Annotated in this window: 14 protein-coding genes and 1 riboswitch; all 14 genes read right to left on the reverse strand. The window is 45.3% G+C overall.

The annotated features are described in order from the left end of the window. Positions 1-82: 82 nt before the first annotated feature. Positions 83-2,932 (reverse strand): hypothetical protein, encoded by a 2,850-nt coding sequence (locus MUB35_RS04415; RefSeq protein WP_186971017.1) that lies wholly within the window; start codon positions 2,930-2,932, stop codon positions 83-85. Between the two features lie 31 nt (positions 2,933-2,963). Beyond that, positions 2,964-3,794: a carbohydrate ABC transporter permease gene (locus MUB35_RS04420; protein ID WP_158587241.1), complete on the reverse strand. Its 831-nt coding sequence runs from the start codon at positions 3,792-3,794 to the stop codon at positions 2,964-2,966. 9 nt (positions 3,795-3,803) lie between these two features. After that, positions 3,804-4,676, reverse strand: a complete 873-nt coding sequence (locus MUB35_RS04425) for a carbohydrate ABC transporter permease (RefSeq protein WP_054352961.1) — start codon at positions 4,674-4,676, stop codon at positions 3,804-3,806. 21 nt (positions 4,677-4,697) lie between these two features. After that, positions 4,698-6,041: an ABC transporter substrate-binding protein gene (locus MUB35_RS04430; protein ID WP_103731391.1), complete on the reverse strand. Its 1,344-nt coding sequence runs from the start codon at positions 6,039-6,041 to the stop codon at positions 4,698-4,700. A 33-nt stretch (positions 6,042-6,074) separates the two neighbouring features. Beyond that, positions 6,075-7,346, reverse strand: a complete 1,272-nt coding sequence (locus MUB35_RS04435; RefSeq protein ID WP_103731392.1) for a uroporphyrinogen decarboxylase family protein — start codon at positions 7,344-7,346, stop codon at positions 6,075-6,077. A gap of 174 nt (positions 7,347-7,520) precedes the next feature. Then, a complete protein-coding gene (locus MUB35_RS04440) occupies positions 7,521-8,549 on the reverse strand; it encodes a LacI family DNA-binding transcriptional regulator (protein ID WP_054352957.1) in 1,029 nt (342 codons plus the stop codon). Positions 8,550-8,815: 266 nt separating this feature from the next. Then, entirely contained in the window at positions 8,816-9,367 is a 552-nt protein-coding gene (locus tag MUB35_RS04445) for a DUF2284 domain-containing protein (protein WP_054352956.1), read from the reverse strand. Positions 9,368-9,706: 339 nt separating this feature from the next. Beyond that, positions 9,707-9,897: riboswitch (cobalamin riboswitch) on the reverse strand. Positions 9,898-9,971: 74 nt separating this feature from the next. Then, positions 9,972-11,060, reverse strand: a complete 1,089-nt coding sequence (locus tag MUB35_RS04450) for an adenosylcobinamide amidohydrolase (protein WP_103731393.1) — start codon at positions 11,058-11,060, stop codon at positions 9,972-9,974. 32 nt (positions 11,061-11,092) lie between these two features. Next, on the reverse strand, positions 11,093-11,926 hold the full coding sequence (srtB, locus tag MUB35_RS04455; RefSeq protein WP_103731394.1) for a class B sortase: 834 nt from the start codon (positions 11,924-11,926) through the stop codon (positions 11,093-11,095). Positions 11,927-11,929: 3 nt separating this feature from the next. Then, positions 11,930-12,790 (reverse strand): ECF transporter S component, encoded by an 861-nt coding sequence (locus MUB35_RS04460; protein ID WP_054352951.1) that lies wholly within the window; start codon positions 12,788-12,790, stop codon positions 11,930-11,932. A gap of 5 nt (positions 12,791-12,795) precedes the next feature. After that, positions 12,796-14,595 (reverse strand): ABC transporter ATP-binding protein, encoded by a 1,800-nt coding sequence (locus tag MUB35_RS04465; protein WP_181014412.1) that lies wholly within the window; start codon positions 14,593-14,595, stop codon positions 12,796-12,798. Further along, positions 14,549-15,595 (reverse strand): energy-coupling factor transporter transmembrane component T, encoded by a 1,047-nt coding sequence (locus MUB35_RS04470; protein ID WP_103731395.1) that lies wholly within the window; start codon positions 15,593-15,595, stop codon positions 14,549-14,551. The genes MUB35_RS04465 and MUB35_RS04470 overlap by 47 nt, the downstream gene beginning before the upstream one ends. Then, a complete protein-coding gene (locus MUB35_RS04475) occupies positions 15,588-16,802 on the reverse strand; it encodes a DUF4430 domain-containing protein (protein ID WP_103731396.1) in 1,215 nt (404 codons plus the stop codon). The genes MUB35_RS04470 and MUB35_RS04475 overlap by 8 nt, the downstream gene beginning before the upstream one ends. Positions 16,803-16,867: 65 nt before the next feature. Beyond that, the gene (locus MUB35_RS04480; RefSeq protein WP_118593837.1) at positions 16,868-20,923 is read right to left on the reverse strand and encodes an Ig-like domain-containing protein; all 4,056 of its coding nucleotides are present in this window, start codon (positions 20,921-20,923) and stop codon (positions 16,868-16,870) included. Positions 20,924-20,929 lie beyond the last annotated feature (6 nt).

Here is a 20,929-nt window from a genome sequence, read left to right on the forward strand (position 1 = left end):
CATAGACAGGATATTTCCGCTGATCTCTGCAGAAAATATCCTGTCTGTATTTCTATATATAGTAATTCCAGAAATGGGCAGATCAATCTGCTATAACTACTGTCTGGTCCTGATGTTTAGAACTGCAGGGGTATACCAGCCGCCTGCCATTTTCCTCCAGTGAAATATGATACTCAAAATCTTCCGCCAGTTCTGCCGCCGGGACTGTCAGGGAGTACACCCACCTTTCACACTTTGCAAACTTATACCTCCTGTATTCCGAACATCCTATATATCTTATATCCAAAACCGGCGATATTTCACTGCCGCCTATGACAATTACCTTCAGCCTTAAATCCTCTCCTCTCTGCAGGGAAGTTCTGGCCGTAGGAACAACAAGTCTTAATGCCTTGTCTACCACATTTTCCTTCAACTCCGGCAGATCAGAATACCACTTTGTCAGTTTATCTTTGCATTGTCTCAGTATAGGCGTAACCGCTCTCTGCTGTATATCCGTTATAACCCCCATGTCTCCATTGGATTCTACAGCCATCAGCAGATGATATTCCAGCTCTTCCACCGCTCTGAGCAGTCCTTTATAATCTGCCAATGCACTTTCATGGCTGTCTGCTTTACAGTGTATTTCAAAGCTTCCCCACAGACATCCGATCTCAGCAGTCCGCTTCATTGCCTGAAATGTATGGTTCCAATAATCATAACGTGATTTTTCACCTGCACTGTGTATCAAAGTTCCCAGCTTCTCGAATTCATCCACAAAGTCATACTGCTTCTTCATATCGTCCCAGGGAATCTCATTGCAGTATATATTCCCCGGTCCATCTTCCCATCTGCTTGGCCTGGGCATATTTCCATCCTGTTCTGCAAAAATATCTGCTGCTTTTTCCCCCGCTCCTTTACCAAATTCAGCTACAGAAAAATTTCGGTAAAAGTCACCGGTCGGAGCACAGCGTCCATTTTTTTTATACAGTTCCAAATCGGCTTCATAGTCCTGCCAACTTGTGCCTCCGCAGTTTATTTTCCTGGAGAAATCATTGCCCGCAAGCTGGTTATTTTTGGTCGCTCCCTCAATTGTGACAGCGGAAATTGCCGGGCATCCTTCTTTTACCATAAAATCAATGGAAAGGACCGTATCCTGTTCCACCTCTATATCAGGGACACAAATTTCATTATTTTCCTCACTGATCATTCTATCACGTAAAATCAGGTTTTTGATCTTAATATCCAGTTTTGCATCACACTTCTGGAATACCATACATACTGTATAATTTCCCGGCGGAAGTTTTAAAACATACCCTGAACACCCCTTTCTGGCTGTGTTCAAAACGCCCTTGCACTCAGGGTATTCCTCTGTATAAGAATCCGCTCCCACATATCCTTCCAGACATATTTTTTCAGACACTGACTCATTCCAGGGCTGCTCCCAGGCGGCTTCCATCAGTGCTTTAATATTTGGCGCAATACTACTTGTTCTCCAGTGAATCCCAAGAAGTCCGTCACAACCGTATCGTTTGGCGTCGAAGGCATCCCTGCGCATCCTGCCCACCCATAACTGGGGAGAAATCATGGCAGGGTCATCCTCCAGCCAGGGTATTGCCCAGGATGGCCTGTCTTTTTTCAAATCCTGAAATTTAGGCTCAATCGGATCAAAGCCTACATTTCTGTTAATACATGAAAATGGCATATTCTCCGGCAGATACTTGTCAAATGCCGCGCGGTCCTCCTGTGGACCCAATGTCCAGCCACAGACAGCCAGCTCAAAGGGGGCATCCACCTTCTCTTTTGCCTCCAAGGCACAGGAAAAGTCCCTTATGGTTTTTTCTGTATCTTCCTTTGTATTTCCAAGCCATGTCCAGTCTTCCGGTGTCCACATCCAATAATAATCAAGGGAATGGGTCCTTTTGATTCTTTCAAAAATACCTTCATAAAGGCTTTGAATCATTTCTTTATCCGGCTCTTCTGTAATACCCAGACGTTTTCTTACTGCTTCCGGTATTGTCAGGGGAGCTTCTGTTCCTATACATGTCTTAACGGCCATCTTTTTAGCATAAGAAAAGGTCTCTGCCAAAACTTTACCATAAGCGTTAAACATCCGATTATACTTCTCGGCCGGAACATCTGCTTCGTGTATTTCATGACTGTATATTTCGTCTTCATACCCCTGCATATAATCTGGGCCATAACAGTCTTTCTCAAATATATTTCCCACCCCGCAAGGGTAATCCTTTGTCTTCATAGGATGATATCCCCAGCTGTTTCCATTGGTCTTAAAATGCTGGACCGGATAACTGTACTTTACCGTGCCATCTTTATTACAGTCTTCTTTCTTTCCGATCCAGACCAGTGGTTCTGCGGTCATTGCCTTTGGTTCTTCCCTGTTTTCAGGATAGGTATGGAGTGCAAAAAAATTAGCCCGCATCTTCGGCAGTTGTGTCAGAATCGCATAATAATCATCCTTATTCCACCAATCCGGTCCCTCCGGAAAGTCATGAAACGGATGGATTCCTCTCTCCTTAAAAATTGGTATTTCTCTGATATTTATCTTCCTATTCCATATGTCAACAGCACAATCCTCTTCCGGTATGGTATCCCCATGAAGATAAAATCTGATTCCCAGCAGCTCCAAAAAATGATACGCTGCGTAAAGTACAGAAATCTCCGTATTTCCGGTAAGTATGACCGGATCCTTTCCGGTACCTGAACCATACAAGATATATCCTTCTTCACCAAGATCTGTATAGTCCAGAACATGTCCATATGATTCTAATAAGCTGCTTCCTTTACATGCGGCAATTATCGCATTCCCGCTATCCGGCATTTTATTCACTATCAGCGGCAGCTCCAAACCCAACACATAAAGATAACGCCTTAATTCCTTTGCTGCCAGACCTGTCAGCAGGTCCATTCCCTTTTCTGTCACTATATAGCTTTTCATATCTACCTACACACTTATCCCTTCTGCTTACTTAACCCTTGACGGCCCCTGCCATCAGTCCCTTCACAAAATATTTTTGCCCCACTACAGCCAGTATAATGATAACCGGAATACATGACAGTAACGCCCCTGCAAGAGGTGCCCCGTAAGATATCTTATAAAAACTCTGAAGACGCATGAGGCCAATAGGCAGTGTATACTTTTCCTCCGCATTCAGATAGATCAAAGGCGTCATAAAATCATTCCATGTATTCATAAATGTAAGAACACCCTGTATGCCAATTCCTGCCTTACTTAGGGGTATTGCTATCTTCATGAATATCTTAAACTCACCATACCCATCAATCATTGCGCTCTCATATAAATCTTTTGGAATCTGTCCCATGATCTGACACAGCAGAAATATTCCAAATGCGTTTATCAGTGCCGGTATGATCAGGGGTACATACGATCCGAACAGCCCCATGGTTTTATACATCTGAAACTGGGGAACCATCAGCACCTGCGGGGGTATCAGCATCGTTGCCAGTATCAGGCTCATAAGAATACCTTTTCCTCTAAATTCAAATCTTGTGAATCCATATGCCACCAGCCCGTCAACCAGCATAGCAAGAACCGCAGCAGCCGCAGCCACACAAAAGCTGTTCATAAACTGCTTCCAGAACGGGATAGTCTCAAATAGGGTTTTAAAATTATCAAGGGTTATCTCCCTCGGAATCAGCCGTAATATATGCCTGTTCATCTCCAGATCCGTCTTAAGTGCTCCTGATATCATAAATACGAAGGGGTACAGGATGAACAGCACAGCCACCAACAATACTATATGGAAAAGGATACTTGCAATCACTCTTTTTTTCTTCATCCGCATACCTCAGTCTTTCTCACGAAACAGATATCTCTGTATAGTTGTGATTACCAGAAGGATAACTGCTATCATATATCCCATCGTAGCCGCGCGGTTTACCTGATTATTTTTAAACATCATATTGTACAGGTATATAACGGGATACAGCATGGAATCCCTTGAACCCACAGATGAACCGTTTTGAACCAGGGTGATGACTTCGCCAAACATGGCAAAAGAACCCGTAATCGCAATAAATACGATATATGTCATAATAGGCTTCAGCAAAGGTAGTGTAATATACCAGAACTCTTTCCACTTGCCCGCACCATCGATTCTGGCCGCCTCCCCAAGTTCCGTGGGTATCCCCTGTAAACCGCTCAGAAAATACAGACTGTTAATACCAAAATATCTCCAACATCCGATCAAAAGCACGGAAGGAATCGCCCACACCGGATCACTTAAAAATTTAACCGCCCTTTCTATGATACCCATATCCTGTAAAGCTGTATTGATCAACCCGTTATTAGTTCTAAGGATTAATTTAAATACAATGCCTACTACAATAACAGATGTTACATTTGGAATGAAAAATGCGGTTGAAACAAAGCCGCTTTTCTTACCCATAAATTTACTGTTCAGCATCAGCGCGGCAATTAATGCAACGGGAAGTATAATAAATATACTCCCCAGCATATAAATGGCAGCATTCGTTACAGACTTCCAGAACCTGGAGTCCATAAACACTGTCTGATAATTGGAAAATGTAAACTGTCCGGCTTTTGTCTGCAAAGACAATATCAGACCTGAAACTGCAGGATATAATCCAAAGATCGCATACAGGATAAAAAACGGTGATATGAAAAGATACGGCATAATTTTTCGTTTATTTCTCTTCATATTTACATATCCTCCTGTATGTTATTTTGATTCGTTATATTCATTCACCGCCTCTGTCAATATATCTGTCAGCTCATCAATACTTATATTTCCCTCTACCAGATCGTAGGCATTGGAATTAAAGGATTCTGTAAAGGCATTTCTCCAGTCTGCCTGATACTGTACAGGTATCTCGTCTGCAAGGCTTTCATAGAGTTCTCCAAGATTTTGATTGTCATAATACTCTACCGGACTGTTACATTCAGGCATGGCATCGTAAACCGGTGGATATAATGCGATCATTTCGTATTTCTTTACACAGTTATCTTTATCCAGCTGTGCAAACTTCATGAAGTCCCAAAGCTCCTCTTTATCTTTGTCCGTATACTTTGTCATACAAAGGCCTGTACCTCCCCTGACGGATACCACAGAAGCTGTATCTGTAAGCTTCGGCAATGGTGCCATCTGCCATTTTCCACTCTGTTCCGGAACATTATCCCTGAGCCACCCTGCCGCCCAGTCAGCGGTAAAATAGGTTGCCACTTTATCTTCCGCTACCACCGGCCATGCCTCGTCCTGTGTCTCCCAGGCATACATCATTCCGTTTTGCTGCATTTGGACATAATCCATGACAATGTTTTTAAATTCATCTGTGATATTCAGTTTGCCGTTTTCGTCCACATAGTCCAGACCGGCAGCGCGCAGAAGTAAAACAATCTCGTCAAGTTCGCCGCCCATTGACATATCCTTTGTTGCCGAAATATAAATATCATGTTTTGCAAATTCCTCTGCTGCAGCTTTATATTCCTCCCATGTGGTTGGAATTTCAATATTATATTCCTCAAATAAATCTTTTCTGTATGCCATAGTCACCGGACACAGAGCATGCTCCAGGCCGTAATAATGTCCATCATAAGCATACAGGTCCAAGCGGTTCTTGACCATCTTATCCGTTACATCGTCCCGCTCCATAAATTCGTCAAGAGGATAATAGCACATCTGCTCCTCGGACATAAAGCGTGAGAAAAACCCCTGTTCCTGATCTACCAAATCGGGGGCTCCTTCTCCCCCGGATGCATTGATCACTGCCAAACGTTCAGAAAGCGCATCTGTTGTCATGATCTCAATGGTAAAATTAACATCCGGATGTTCCTTCTTATATTCCTCTGTCACCCATCTGAAATATTCCGCATGTGGTTCTGCAAATGCCCATATTACAATATCATCTGAATTCGTATCTGTTACTGTCTCTGTATCTCCCCCTGTACCTGTATCCGCCTGATTTTCCTTCCCCCCATTATCTGTCTCTTCGCTTGTGCCGCCGCATCCGGTTAAAATTGTAGTCATCAGCATTGCCGTTCCCAAAAACATCGCCATTTTTTTCATAGTTTTTCCCCACTTTCCTCTCCAAAACGAGACCTATTTCGTATTCTTGAAATCTTCAACTGCCTGAAACATTGCCAGCATATTCTCTGCACTTGTAGGACTTTGTATATTGTGCGTTGTATTAAATATAAATCCGCCGCCCTTTGAAAATAGTTCCAGGCGTTCTCTTACCTCCTGATATACTTCATCCGGTGTACCGAAAGGCAGAGTATGCTGTGTATCAATACCTCCACCCCAGAAAACAAACTTATCGCCCCACTCTTCCTTCAGGATCTTACCATTCATTCCCTTGGCTGAGAGCTGAACAGGATTCAGAATATCCATTCCTGCTTCGTAAAAGTCCTGTAAAAATGTCATGACTGCGCCGCATGTATGATAAAATGTTTTCCAATTTGTATTTTTGTGCACCCAGTCATTGATTCTTTTATAATACGGTTTGTAAAACTCTCTAAACGAATCCAATGACATAAACGGCCCGTTCTGAGTTCCAAAGTCTGTCCCTGATATGTAAATCACCTGGATTTTGTCGCCGCAGGCCTGGCGGATCAATTCTGCATTTTTTAGTCCCGTCTCCACCTGCATCTCAAAAATCTCATGGATATAGTCCGGACATACATGATGTGCCATCATAAAATCTGACAGGTTCCTGATTCCTTTCGGATATTTCACATTCGGTCCGGGAACCGTTGCAAAATCACCTATTGAGGCTATGGCACCGCTGTAAACAATTCCGTAATCTGTATTGTTATAGTAGTAGTCACACTGCCGTTTCAGTTCATCCAGCTGTTCATCTGTAATGACAGCAAAGTCATCCTTAAAATCCACCCGCGCACTGTCTGTGTCTTCATCAAACTCGATATTTCCTCTGGTAATGTTGTCAAAGAAAAATCCCCCTTTTGGCATCATACCGGATGGCGGTACGCTTAAATCCCCCTGGGGATACAGATATGTACGACCTGTCTCATCTACTGTGGTATTAAAATTCAAGGGAACATCAACTGCAAGACCGGACTGCAATACCCAGGGCTTACGGCCCGAATTGGAAAATCCGAACATGTTCATGCCTGTGGATACTTCCACACAGTCAAGATGCAGTTTCTGACGAACATCCTCTTCCACTTCCCCCAATAACTGAAGAGGTTCGTTGATCTTTACTCTTTTTTCCTCCAGGCCCAGTGCCCTCCTTAACCGGTCAAGAGCATTTGCATTGATTCCGGTAATTGGTGTCGCCCCCATATCTACGACCACTTCTTCCGGCTCAATATGATTCAGTGTCTGATTCAGCCTTTCTCTGCTGGTTGCCATTTTTCTTCCTCCTCCAATGTAGTTCATCAAAGAATTTTACTATCTCGAGTTTCATAAAACCCTTTGAAATTTATTAGTAAAAGCATACGCTTAAAACTAATCTTTTCTTTCGTGTCCGTGCACGATAAAGGTTAAATTTTTTCTCTTTACCCTTGATCGGATAAAGAGAAACTTTCATAAGTTATATTTTGTTGCTATAAATATATGCGTCTTTACTGTAGATTCCTTTGGTTTTGTGCCATATAAAAGATAACGCCCTAAAATTTCAACTCCCAGAAATCCCTGCCTGAAGGGCTCCTGACAAATGGTGGCTGAGACAACACCGGATTTCAAATTTTCCCGCACAATATCCGTAAGGTCATACGTTATTATACGGAGCTTTCTTCCGCATTCCGACTCACGGACGGCCTTTATACCACCCTCCACACCTGCTGATGCAAAACAGATCGTAGTCAGTTCAGGCTTCTCTTTCAGCAGCGCTTTCACCTGTTCATATGATTTCTGGTCATCGTCGTCATTCTCAATAACTGCTTCCACTGTTATATTACTGTAATCTCTTTTCAGGGTTTTCTTTATTCCCCTGAGACGCTGCTCCTGTGCCATGACCATACTGGAACCGATGATCAGGGCGACATGTTCCTCGAATCCATTGCTCATCATACCCAGCAGTTCACCTGCCACACATCCGCTGGTTATATAATCGCACCCCACATACGCAAGATGTTTTACACTGGATATGTCTGTATTTATAGTTACTACCGGTATATTTGCGTCTTCCAATTCCTGGATCTTCTGTGCCACATTTGGGGAATTAACCGGAGTTATTACAAGACCGGATATTTTTTCTGCCAGAAGTCCATCTATTTCTTTTAGTAAAAGGTCCGCGTCAAACCCTTTAATCTTTCTGACAATATTCTGTATTCCAAAATGCCCCATTTCCTCCAGTGCGTTGTTGACACCATTGATAACATCATTAAAAAATGGATTGCCCTCCGAACAAAGAATTACGCCTATTGTCTTAGTATATCTTTTATTTGCCAGTGTTCTGGCTGCCATATCGGGCTTATACCCCAGCTCGTCTGCTATTTTTATGATTCTTTCCGCTACCTGCGGATTTACACCCGGTCTGTGATTTAAGGCCCGGTCCACTGTCCCTCTTGATACATTCGCTGCTTCTGCGACTTCTCGGATTGTAACTTTCATGGTTTCTCCTACACCGTGTCCGTGCACGTTTAATAATTGTATTATAATCTATACAATCGCTTTTGGCAATTGTCTATAATATGCGAAATTTGTCATTAAATTTTGTGAATATTTACTAACTTTTGGGAATGCTCTGTCTCAATCAGCAGATATGATACAAAACACATTAAAAAAATGGTACTCCATTTACGAAGTACCATCTAATATTCATATATTTATCAGTCCGGACTGCTCCGTATCTGACCTTCTCTGCAATCCGTTATTCTTTATTTTTTATCAAAAAGATACATACTAAAAAACGAAACCACATCCCCATTCCACTGCATATTCATATTGCAGTGTTTCGCCATCTTCGCCGCATCTATACAATACGCAGACAGACAGGAAAAACGATTCTGCTCCTGCACGCATGGTTTTCCTTCCGGCATATTACATGCGTCGCACAGGTTGCAGGGTCCGCACATGACGAACATGCCGTCCTTATCCAGTCCTCTTCTCTTGAGTTCTTCTACTGTGCGCAGTGTCATCCGGGTGTGTATCTTCTTGATCTGTTTTGTCTCCGCATCATCAAAGATGTTGTTAACAGGTGTTCTGGACTGGAAAACTACCGCCCGGCGGTACTGCATAACTCTGTTCTCCATCTCTTCGGGGGTTCCGCAGTAGGGTGGACATCCATAGTTATTGCCATAATTTCCACAGTCGTTCTGTTCGCAGAACTTGCGGAACTCATGTTCAAATTCTAAATCTTCCGTGTTCATTACGGCGGCTTTCGCAAACCCCGCATCCTCAGCGACTGCAATCAAATCTTCTTCACGCATATTACTGATTCTCCCTTCTGAATCCCTCCGGTCTGTCTCGCACGGACACTCTGCCGGCTGTCCCTGTCATAAATAAAGCTGCTGACAGGCAGTTATCCCGCAGCAGCTTCTAACACTATTTCCTTTACCTGCAGGAGGCCCATGAGCGGATGATGTCAGACCAATCTATACATTTGGGGTGCGGAGGATAAAACATATAGAAACAAAATCGTCTCTTGGGCTCCTCCTGCTTTTCATGGATGCATAAATTCCTCACACAGGTTCCTGTTTCGTTCACGTTCTAAGCAGGCATTCCATATCAAATAACATAATGGATGGAAAACTTTCTTCGGAAGTCTCAACCTTTTACTCATCCAAGCAGGTTTCCTGACTCACGGATCTTCGTTCGGCGCTCCTTCTCATATAATCTCTTATACAATGGACTTATGCGCTTCGCTCCCCGCTCACAGTGACCGGATCGTCCAGGACTTACACCTGATTCCCTTTTCACCAGGATTTTCTAAAAGAGGGCAAAACTAAATCCTGATGCACTTGGCAAGCTGATATGGAATTTATACACATGATTACTTTAGCACAATGGCCGGTATCTGTCAATTCCTCCGGCTCATATTCTTTCTTTAATCGCAAAAATAATATGATCCATGAGAACAGCATCCTCTCCCATACGGGGACTGTCCATCCCGAATGCACACAGAAGCTTCCTCTCCGCATCCAGCACTTCCCTTTCCTTCAGCATCCCCCACTCCCTCTCATCCAGCAGATGCGCTTCAAGAGCGGCCCATGAAACTGCATCTCCGCAGCCTGCCCACTCTTCTGCCTGCCGCTTAAAATCCGCCTGTTCTGACGGCTCTATGACGCCTGTCTCCACAGCACGGGAGGCTGCCGCATCTGCCGTTATGCAGAATCTCTCCAGCCTTCGGAAGACATTGTGCTGCATCCTGGCGCCTGCGCCAGTCTGCAGAAACAGGGATTCCATCACAGCCTCTTTCACCGCACATCCTATCATTTCTCCTATTTTGCTGTGTGCGCCCGTCTCCGTGATCTTAAAATCAGACTCCATGTCAGCCACAATGATCGTGCCGTCTGTACCGGAACCCGTGGCAAGCCCGTGGGAATATCTGCTGGCTATGCACAGCTCCTGGATCGCGGCTGTTTTTGCCTCTGTACAGGTTATCAGGGCCTTGGCAATGGCCCCGTCTGTCAGGTCCGCATTCAGGAAAATCATAAGATTGATCGTTCCCAGTGTATGCCTGCATTCCCCGTCCAGATCCACCCAGACCCCGTCCTTCTCGTACCAGGATGCCCGGTCCCCTGCACGCCCGGCGTTGACTTCAATACCGCCTGTTGCGATCACGCTGACGGCAATATCCCTGTACTGTGTCCTGACATAAGAGGCATTTTTCATAGAGGCGGCTGTCATAATACCTGATGACGAGTCCGCTGACAAACCTATGATGCTGTCAGAGACATAACGCATATGACTTTCATAGGTCCCTCCCTCAAGCCGTATCTCCTTTTCCCCCTCCTGTCCGCCGTCATAATTATATACAGCTTTTAAGTCTGTCCTCAATCCCCCGTTCTGGGGCGAAGTGCTCAGAACCTTCCTTTTTCCTCCGAAAACCGCGGCAATATATTTTTCATCTCTATAGAGTTTATCCCCTTTGCCGGGCAGAAACCTTTTATCCTGCATCATATATCTTTTCCTTTTCGCCGTCCTTATACTTTTTAATCCTTCTGTACCCCGTGAATGACAAGCCTTACGGATGCGTCACTGGTACAGGTGGCCAGGGTCACCACTTTATCCCTGATCGTCACTTCCACGCCCAGCTTCTCTTCTGAAGCGTCCAGTATGGTCTGCAGGAACTGCTGATGCGCCTGCTCGTTTTCAAACTTGATCTGGAATGCCATATCTTTTTTTGTGGCGTTGGCATCATGATAGGAGAATATCCGGTATCTGCTCCAGCCATCCGCTGTATAGATCCAGAAATACGGATTCTCTTTGACGGTCCCCTCATCCCGTATATTCTTCATACTGCCGAACATGGAGCCATCCCTCATGTTGTGGCCGAAGATGAAGGTATTTGCATCTGAAAAATCCTTATTTCCGTACGCATCCAGAAAAATACTTCCCACCGCGTTCTTATCCCCGGAAAATGTATGCTTGATATAATATGTATTATCCTCATCCTGCATGACCGGATAGTTAATGCCAAGAGCCGGGTAATAGAGCCAGGCCACCGTGTCCGGATTCTCCTTCTGAAGAGACTTCAGATCCACCTGCACATCCGGAACCTCCGGAACATCCGCATCCCCGTCATCCTTCTTCGGATCAGCCGAAACATCCTCTGCCTGATCCATACCGGCAGTCTTCTGCACCCGGGCATATTCCTCCCCGGCCCGTTTATACTGCTTCTGCAGGGATATCATATTGAAGACTCCATAGGCGATGATGCATACCGCACACAGTATCACAATATTCAGAATCCTGTTTTTTTTCTTTTTATCCGCAGACTTTACGTCTTCCGCTTCTTTCTCTTCCGTCCTTTTCTCTTCTGTCATACTCTACTCCTCAATCAAACCGTATTTTATTTTGATTCTCTCCAGCTTCTCGATCATGGGTTTACTGGCGAGCAGAAGAAAGATAACCGTTGCCGCCCCGTGCACCATGTCCACCGGCAGCCCTGATATATAGATAGCCAGAAGGTTCCTCTTCGTTATGGCATAGGAGGACATAAGCAGCGACACCGGGTTCATGATTCCTCCGTAAATAAACAGGGCTGCCCAGAAACCAAAGATACAGAGAGAAACCTTCCTGGCCTTCAGCCATCCTTTCTGGAACAGTATTCCGGCCAGAAACCCGATGATACCCATGGAGAACATCTGCCAGGGCGTCCATGGCCCCTGCCCAAACAGCATATTTGACACCAGCATGGAAAGTGCCCCTACCAAAAATCCGGACTCGGCCCCAAAACACACTGCCGATATGATCACAAACGCCATGACCGGCTTAAAACTGGGTACCATGAAAAATGCCGCCCTGCCGGCCACCGCTATGGCCGTGAGCACTGCGATGATCAACACTTCCCTGGCCTGGGGCCTTCGGCTTTCAAAGGTCAGAAAAAACGGTATCATAGAATAGAACACAATGAACAGACTGATCAGGAGATATTTCCTGTCATTGAAAAAATGTATCCCCACCCATATGGTCACAGGTATCATGACCACGATCAGAAATATAGCCGCCAGAGTCCTGGGCGGCAGTTTCCCCTTATTCTTCGGGACAGCCATCAAGTCACTGTATTCCAGATAATTAAGTTTCTCCTTTCCCTGAGGCTCCTCCCAAAAATCCGTGTCCACGGAGTCTGCACTCTTCTCATCCCAAAACACATCCAGAAAATCATCTAATTTATCATCCCGCAGCATACTGTTCACCTCCTGACGTATGCATCCACTCCTGCAACCACATCCTCCACGGTCACCGCGTCAGGAAAGAACTGTCGTGACATACGGTTTGCAGCGGTTGTATAGAAACTGTTTCCCGCAAAAAATTCTTTTGCCGGTTTATTTGTCACCACATTTCCCTCAAAGAACAGACCCACCCGGTCCGCGTACTGCGCACAGAATTCCACATCATGAGAAATGAGAAGAATGGTAACACCATGTTCTGTCAGCTTTCGCAGGATTTCTCCCAGTTCTTTTTTATAGTGGTTGTCTATCCCCTTCGTAGGCTCATCCATGAGCAGGATCCTGGGGCGCAGCAGCAGCACCTTTGCAAGTGCCAGCCGCTGCTGTTCTCCGCCGCTCAGATCATAGGGATGACGGTCTAAAAGGTCCGCCAGCTTTGTCAGGGACACAATTCCCGCAACAGCATCTCTCTTGCTCATTTCTATGGAAAAAGCGTCGCTCCTTTTTTCTTTTTTTCCGTCAATCATTTCATACAGATCGTCCCGCACTGTCTTCTTCACAAAAAGACTCTGGGGATTCTGGGGCATTACGCCGAGGAAGCCGTGATACAGCTCATTATCCGTGTATTTATCTATGCTCTTCCCCTCCAGCCATATTTTCCCTCTGTACGGGTGGCGGATACGGGCGATCAGATTCATGGTGGTACTTTTGCCGGTGCCGTTGCCGCCCACCAGCGCGAAGATTTCCCGTTTCCTTACATCCAGGGAAAGTCCCTTCACCACATCGGGCAGCTCACGCTCATAGCGGAACCAGATATCTCTGAGACGTATTTCCGGTACTTCCTTCTCTGAAAATACATGGGTTCTCTTCCTGACGGATTCTGTCTCATGATGAACGGATTCTGTTTCCCTGCCGTTTCCGCCTATGTTTTCTTCACACTCTGCGGCCTTTAGCTGAAGGTCTTCAAGCTCCTTTTCCAGCCATCTCCTTCCCTGCCTTACGGTCAGGGGACACTCCCGGCTGCTCTCCACCCCGGCATATACCTGCATAGGCGTGGGCATGGAAAGAAACATATCATGCCCCAGCTCCTTGAGTTTCCGCCCTATCTCTGAGGGCGTGCCGTCAGCAATCATTCTGCCGCCATCCATGACATATACCTGGTCTGCCCAGGGGATCACATCCTCCAGGCGGTGTTCTGTAAGAATAACCGTGGTTCCCACATCCCTGTTGATCTTCCTCACTGTCTCCAGAAAATCCGAGGCTGCTATGGGGTCAAGCTGGGATGTAGGCTCATCCAGGATCAGCAGCCTCGGATGCATAGCCATAACAGAAGCCAGATTCAGAAGCTGCTTCTGGCCTCCTGACAGCTCGTTTACATTACGCAGGAACCATGCCTGTATACCGAAATAAGAAGCCATCTCAGCCACTCTGAGCCGTATAGTGGCACTGTCATAGCCAAGACTCTCCAGTCCGAAAGCCAGCTCATGCCAGACTTTGTCCGTCACGATCTGGTTGTCAGGATTCTGAAGCACATAACCAATCTCCGCACTCTGGGTTCTCTCATCCACCTCTTCAAGCTCTGTTCCAAAATACCGTATACATCCGCTTTTCTGTCCATGGGAGGCAAGGACTGTCTTCATCTGTCTCAAAAGTGTACTTTTTCCGCATCCGCTTTTTCCGCACAGCACAACAAAGCTGCCCTCCTCCACTGTCATATCCACCCCGGCCAGCGCAGGTACCGTCTGCTGGGGATACAGAAAACTGAACTTTTCTATTTCAATACAATTCACATTCCGTTCCTCCCTCTGTTTCTTTCCCGCCATTCATATATTCTGTAAATGTCATGTCTGTCTTCAAAATCTTCTGCTCACTGCCCGGTTCATCTTCCTTTAAGTACCAGGGGATATCCCTGTCCATACGCATTTTCTTCTCCAGTTTCTTAAAGCTCTCATCCTCCCATAATCCCAGCAGAAAGGGGAAAAAGCATATAAACGTCCAGGCCAGATAGGTGATTACGCTCCAAGGCGTCAGCGGGATACCGCCGATCTTAATCACCGGATCATACTGCGCAAAGGAAAACCCATAGTGAAATCCCAAGAGGCATACTCCCAGAAGCCCGGCCAGAATACCTGTGACCGTCACATCCCTTCTGTCAAAGTGATAGATGGAGAACGAGGAACGGCCCTTCAGGCCGTATCCTCTGGCCCTCATGGAATCTGAGGTGTCTATGGCGTTCTCCAAGGCCCAGGTGATCAGGATGGAAAGGATCGTGAGTCCATAACGGATTTTCTTTATCAGTTTTCCATTGCTCATATCACGTCCCACGCATTTCTGCCCGTTTCGTATAACCTTTACCTGTGCATTGAATTTCGGCACAAAGCGGAATACCATGGAAAGCACCAGGGAAAGCGCCGGAATCACCCTGCCAAACAGGTAGACGAACTTATCTGTGGTCATAACCTCGTTATAACAGGAAAACCACAATATAGCAATAAACAGCATGGAGGCCAGAACGATTCCATACACAATAGCCTCCAACGTCACCGGCCCTGTCTTCAGATAAAAAAGCGTAGTGACGCCATAGTGGTTAAACGCCGGGTTGATAAATGCCACGATCACCATAGCAGGAAGCGTGAAGATCAAATTGAATTTTGCCACAGCCTTCCACCCCTTCAGGCGCACCGCATAGAAAAATGCGCCCAAAAAGGAAATGCCCAGAAGGACCGGATGGCTGAGAAACATGGTGACCAGCAGTACAAGCATGAAGTAAAAGAAATTTACAGCAGGATGGCAGGCTGAAAATGCATCCGACCGTTTATTCATAATACTGATCTCCCACATCACGGCCCAGGTCACAGGTGTAGCGCCATTCGATTATGTCACCATCGCTGACTTCATACTGAGAACAGCCGTAATTTGGGAACCAGCCATTCACGCTGTACATCCAGCCGGACAATTCGCCGCAGTCAAACTCATAGAGCTGGTTGATGCCTTCCACATAGTAAGAACCATAGGCAGGTGTATACTTTGCACTCATTTGGATGGAAGTATCTTTACACACCCGGTACAAGACATCATACACAGTTTCACCCGGAGAGTACTCTACCTCAGAGGTATATAGAATCCACCCATCTGAGGGTACAAAATCCGCTTTTGCTTCATTTAAATCATCCCAATTATTAAGAATTGTGGAACATTCAATCGATATGGTGCAGGTATGGGACGAGCCCTGATCATTTTGATTTTCGCCGGACGATTGCCCGCTCTGAGTCTCTGCAGCCTGTTCTGAGTCATTTTGATTATTACCTGTCGGTGAATTGTCTACCTCATGACTTTGCTGATCATTGTTTCCGTTATTTTTTGTTTTCTCCTCTGCGCCTTTGTTTTCCTCATTATCTTCTTTACTTTTGCCGGCAAGTATATAATAAGTATCACCTACTTCTAAAACATTAAAAGCAAGATTAGTCAGCGCCTTATCCCCGATTCCGGAGACAGAGCCTACAACCACATCACAAACCTTCCTTGCTTCTCCATCCACATATTTGCATAAAACGGCATTATCTGCATCCCACTTTTCATTTAAAGTAAGGCCCAGAGCTGCCGGCGCCGCCAAATTCATTTTCTGCAGTGTAATGGCCAGGCCATACGGAGCATTTCCCCCGGCTTTTTTTACCTCTTCTATCTTGGCATCAGAAAATTCAACTTTTAGATTCTGATCAACAGGGTTTTTGATTCGTTTTCCTTCATAGGTCCATACATAAGTAATCCCTTTATCCTGATCCTTTCCGGAAAATTGGAATTGACCATCTTCACCGGATATCGTATCCATTTGAGCGGCTGTGATAATACCGTCATCTGGTATTTGATTTATCTTTTCAAGTTTTTTGACTGATGTACCCTTTTTCTCTGTGGTTTCTACTCTGTCAAGCTGTGTGATTTGATCACTTTTTACCTTCTGGCTGCATCCTCCGGTTATTAAAATTACAAAAGCAATTAAAAGGACCAGGAATACTTTTCTCTTCCTTTTCATTTGTTTCGCCTCCAACACAGCACCAAAAGGGAGAGTGCCCTAATGCACTTTCCCTCTTTTCAATGCTAATTTTTCTTTTTAAAATAAACACAGACACCAATGACTGCTGCTCCGCAGGCTATACAGAGAATATACGGCAGTGTATTTTTATTGAAAATCCTGGCCAGTCCCTGTTTGCTCTCACCTCCGCTGCTGTCCGCTGCTGTTTCTTCTGTATCTTCAGACGCATCCATTCCGGCTTTTTCTCTGACTTCCGGCTCGTATGTGTCCCCATTGAAACTCCAGAGTGTATCCTTCTCTTTTTTCTTGGAATCGTTTTCTTCAGTCTTTTTCTTAGCTGTAGTGCCGGCCGCTGTCTTCTTATTGCTGCTTCCTGATGCTGTCTTACTGCTGCCTGAAGATGACGATTGAGAAGTTCCCGTCTGCTTCGATTGCACTGATTCTGAAGTTTCTTCCTCCGGCAGACCGGTTCCGCTTCCATCACCGGAGCCTCCCGGCTGCACAATCAAATCCGACATATCGTAAAGGCTTGTCTTCTTATCCAGAAAACGCTGATATGCTACCAGAGAATAGAACCCCTGCCCTGTTGCAAGACCGTCCACCGTTCCCGGCTCGGCACCACCGTTGTTTTCCGCTCCGGCCTTTACGTGCATAAACCCGCTGTCTTTAATATGATAAGATATCATATTTCCCACAATCCATTTACCATTTTTAATGAACCTTGCATCTGTCTGAGGATCTATCCCTAATGCGCTCAGCGCTGTAAGAATCTGTGCTCCCGACTCTGAGGTTTCCACATTCATGGTACCAAATCCACCACTTGACAACTGCATGGAACTGAGATTATCCAGAGCTTTATCAACTGCCTTTGTCACCTTATCATATCCGTCTTTCTTATAATAGGGTGCCAAAGCCTGAAGTGCCATTCCTGTCATATCCGAATCTGCTGTTGATCCGGTCAGTGTCCAGCCGCCGTCCTTTACCTGTGCATCCACAATATAATCTATCAGTTTTTGTTCTGTTGTCTGATTGGATACTCCTGACTTTTCAGGGATTGTATAATCCGGATGACAGTTAAGGGCGATCAAAGCCCAAATAGGGCCGTTGCGGCCTTGTGCCTTGACATTGTTAAAATCCGACAGATATTCAAGAAGATTATAACCTGCCACATTCCGCGCATCTTTGCCTATTGCAGTTACTGTTAATATAGTTTTACTGTACTCAGAATACTTTTTAGTGTCAGTCAGCACTCCCTTCTTCTCTGCTAAATAATTTGCCAGATGATTGTAATATGTAGAAAAATAACTGTCATTTAAATCCATCCCTCCCCGTGCAAGAGCGATCACATACCATTCGCTTCCAACAGTGGGGTTTTTATCTGTGGCAAGAACATATGCCTTTGTCTCTGCCAGTACATCTGACACGGAACGGGACAGAGAGTCCGCTTTTGTTATGACTTTTACTTTTACAGATGCTTTAATAGATGATTTGCCCTCAACCGAAGCTGTCACAGTGGCTGTACCTTCTTTTTTAGCTGTAATTACACCACTGCTGTCCACAGATACAACGGAAGAATCTGAACTTTTCCACACATAATTCACCTTACTGGTTGCATCTGCCGGTACTTTTTCTGGAGTCAGCGTTTTACTATTGCCTTTTGTAATCTGGATCTGACTCTCCATACTCAGCCCGGTAAGAGGAACAGGGACATTCACTATCAAATACATTCCGTCTGTCTTTGCCTTGGTGGAAATCGTATCTGCTTTAGAATTTATCTCCGCCTTCATTTTTTTCAGTTTGCCATCTTTATAGGAAAAAAGGACAGGATTCTCCATAGAAGACAGTTTGCTCACTGAAAAAGTCATGGTTACATTTTTTTCCTGCTCATAACTATTACCATCTCTGATGTCAGTATAAGACAAATTCCATGCTGACTTACAATCCTCTGCGTTCTTATATTTTTTACGGATTGCTTTTTCAGCCTCCCGGGTATCCCCGGTTTTTTCTGCATTTGTTTTAATATACCAGTAACTATCTGCAGTCACACCGTTCTGGCTATGGATATTGCTTCCAATCCAATTCTTAACATCCTGAATCTTTTTGGCTGTACTCTCACTTACGGCCAGCAAATCCTTCCACTGATCAAAAGCTTCTGCTGCTTTGAGAAAATTTGCTGTCTCTGCCGCCTCAAGATTTACTTTAGCAGTAGTGTCCATGACCTCCGCTGCCTCAGTGATCAACTGGGTCAATGCAGAAAGTGCCTGTGACAGCCGTTCCTCGGCACCGGTAAAAAGCTGTGCCCTCTGCGCGTCATCCAAATTATTATACTCTTCTGCGGCCTGACCAATCAGCTCAGCTTCCTCCAGGGTTAACGTTTCAGGAAGAGATGCCAGGATACTGTTTACTGTATTCACGTGCTCTTTTAATTCTTCCATACGTTTTACTGCGCTGTCCAGCTTGTTCTTAAGTGAAGTATCGATCAAAACCTTTTCTTCTGCCCTCAAACCTTCATATGCGGTCCGGGCTTCCTCCACTGTCTTGCTGCTGTCAATGGTCAGTGCCGATAAAGAAGGAATCTGCCCTATCAGCTCTTCTGCTGCTGCTACATTTGCATACTTCTTCTGCAGAGCCTCCATCATGGATACACACCTGTCCAGCTTCTGTTCCAGCTCTGCCCGGTCTTCAAGATACGTTTTAGCCTCCTCAGACAACGACTGATATGCTCCCGATGCTTCTGCCACCTGAGCGGAATCCTGAATCGTCAGTTCTCCGGCTTTCGGAAGTGCTCTGATCAGCCCCGCTGCTGCTTCTGCCATCTCCATAGCATTACCCACTGTGACCTGACAAGACGCAGATATCTGACTTCCTGCTTTTACAACCGTAATAACTGCATTTCCCGCTGAGACTGCAGTCACAAGCCCTTCCTGGGAAACTACAGCCACATTTTCGTCGCTGCTGCTCCACTCCAATTGGAGTTCTTCTGTCGCATTAGATGGTGTGCCGGTCACCTGGAACTGGTATGTCTGTTCTGCCTGAAAGAATAATGCCGTCTTATCCAATCCAATGGCTGTATATGGCCTGTATGTAACCGTAACCCTGCATGAAGCACTCACGCCGTTCTGAGCGGTTGCTGTAATATCCGCCTCTCCAGGTGCATGAGGTATAATATTTCCATTATTGTCAACACTGACTATGGACTCGTCAGAAGAACTCCATGCAATTTTTTTAAATAAAGTCTCCTGAGGATATATATCCGCACTGAGGTGCACTGCACTGTCATTATCATACAAACTAAGGGTACTGCTTGACAAAACCACGGTCTCCGGCCAAACTGTTTGTGTCTGAGGCAGATTTTCCAGTGCTTTATCCACTTCACTCTGTGAGGCATTCAGCTTCTGCATTACTGTCAGCGCTGTATCATATGCCGCTCTGTCTGATTCTTCCGGAAGCCAGGACTCTGTATCCTGATTAATATAAGCAATCTTAGTCAGTAATTGTGATTTATCAGCCTTTTTGTAAATGGAATCATAGGCATTAGTCCCTTCCACATCAAGCCCCGTCCCATATAAACTAAACTGCACCCGGACAACATCTCCGCCCTGCAGTTTATAACCGTTCATACTATATCCCGGAAACTCTTCATTGACCGAATACATCCATCCGGACGTTGTGGTTCCTGCGCTTTCTTTTGAATATGAATACTCTGTGAGGTTTGGTTTGTACTCATTTATCAGGCTGTCATCCAGCTTATATCCATCTTTTTTTGCTTTGTTTTTGATGATTTGAGGTATGCTGAGAGGAAGTCCATCCCCATCCGCATCAGTAATTCCCTCCAGGTACCACCCATAGGAACTATCCCGCTTAACAATACAAGGGTATCCCTGTTCTTCCATATACCGTTCCAGAAGCGTAGCCACCGTATCTCCGTTCTGCAGCGGCACCACATCAGGCACTGTCACCCATCCCTTCCCCAGAGCAAAACGCTCTACGGATAAAATCACGGAGCTGGACGCATCCTTGGCCATAACCGGCGCCGGATTTCCCAGCGCCAGTCCCAGCCCAAGAAAGCATGCCATCAGGAAAGCCCATATTCTTTTTAATGTCATTTTCCCTCTGTTCATATGCTT

The sequence above is a fragment of the Blautia sp. NSJ-175 genome, assembly GCF_022867815.1.
In the GTDB taxonomy this organism is placed as follows: Bacteria; Bacillota; Clostridia; order Lachnospirales; family Lachnospiraceae; genus Blautia; species Blautia celeris.

What these genes read in the sequence shown, in the direction of transcription:
- MUB35_RS04415 (WP_186971017.1), bottom strand. Translation starts at nt 2,932, where the DNA reads ATGAAAAGCTATATAGTGACAGAAAAGGGAATGGACCTGCTGACAGGT.
- MUB35_RS04440 (WP_054352957.1), bottom strand. Translation starts at nt 8,549, where the DNA reads ATGAAAGTTACAATCCGAGAAGTCGCAGAAGCAGCGAATGTATCAAGA.
- MUB35_RS04430 (WP_103731391.1), bottom strand. Translation starts at nt 6,041, where the DNA reads ATGAAAAAAATGGCGATGTTTTTGGGAACGGCAATGCTGATGACTACA.
- MUB35_RS04465 (WP_181014412.1), bottom strand. Translation starts at nt 14,595, where the DNA reads ATGGCGGGAAAGAAACAGAGGGAGGAACGGAATGTGAATTGTATTGAA.
- MUB35_RS04475 (WP_103731396.1), bottom strand. Translation starts at nt 16,802, where the DNA reads ATGAAAAGGAAGAGAAAAGTATTCCTGGTCCTTTTAATTGCTTTTGTA.
- MUB35_RS04460 (WP_054352951.1), bottom strand. Translation starts at nt 12,790, where the DNA reads ATGCTGCGGGATGATAAATTAGATGATTTTCTGGATGTGTTTTGGGAT.
- MUB35_RS04470 (WP_103731395.1), bottom strand. Translation starts at nt 15,595, where the DNA reads ATGAATAAACGGTCGGATGCATTTTCAGCCTGCCATCCTGCTGTAAAT.
- MUB35_RS04435 (WP_103731392.1), bottom strand. Translation starts at nt 7,346, where the DNA reads ATGGCAACCAGCAGAGAAAGGCTGAATCAGACACTGAATCATATTGAG.
- MUB35_RS04445 (WP_054352956.1), bottom strand. Translation starts at nt 9,367, where the DNA reads ATGCGTGAAGAAGATTTGATTGCAGTCGCTGAGGATGCGGGGTTTGCG.
- MUB35_RS04425 (WP_054352961.1), bottom strand. Translation starts at nt 4,676, where the DNA reads ATGAAGAGAAATAAACGAAAAATTATGCCGTATCTTTTCATATCACCG.
- MUB35_RS04480 (WP_118593837.1), bottom strand. Translation starts at nt 20,923, where the DNA reads ATGAACAGAGGGAAAATGACATTAAAAAGAATATGGGCTTTCCTGATG.
- MUB35_RS04450 (WP_103731393.1), bottom strand. Translation starts at nt 11,060, where the DNA reads ATGATGCAGGATAAAAGGTTTCTGCCCGGCAAAGGGGATAAACTCTAT.
- MUB35_RS04420 (WP_158587241.1), bottom strand. Translation starts at nt 3,794, where the DNA reads ATGAAGAAAAAAAGAGTGATTGCAAGTATCCTTTTCCATATAGTATTG.
- srtB (WP_103731394.1), bottom strand. Translation starts at nt 11,926, where the DNA reads ATGACAGAAGAGAAAAGGACGGAAGAGAAAGAAGCGGAAGACGTAAAG.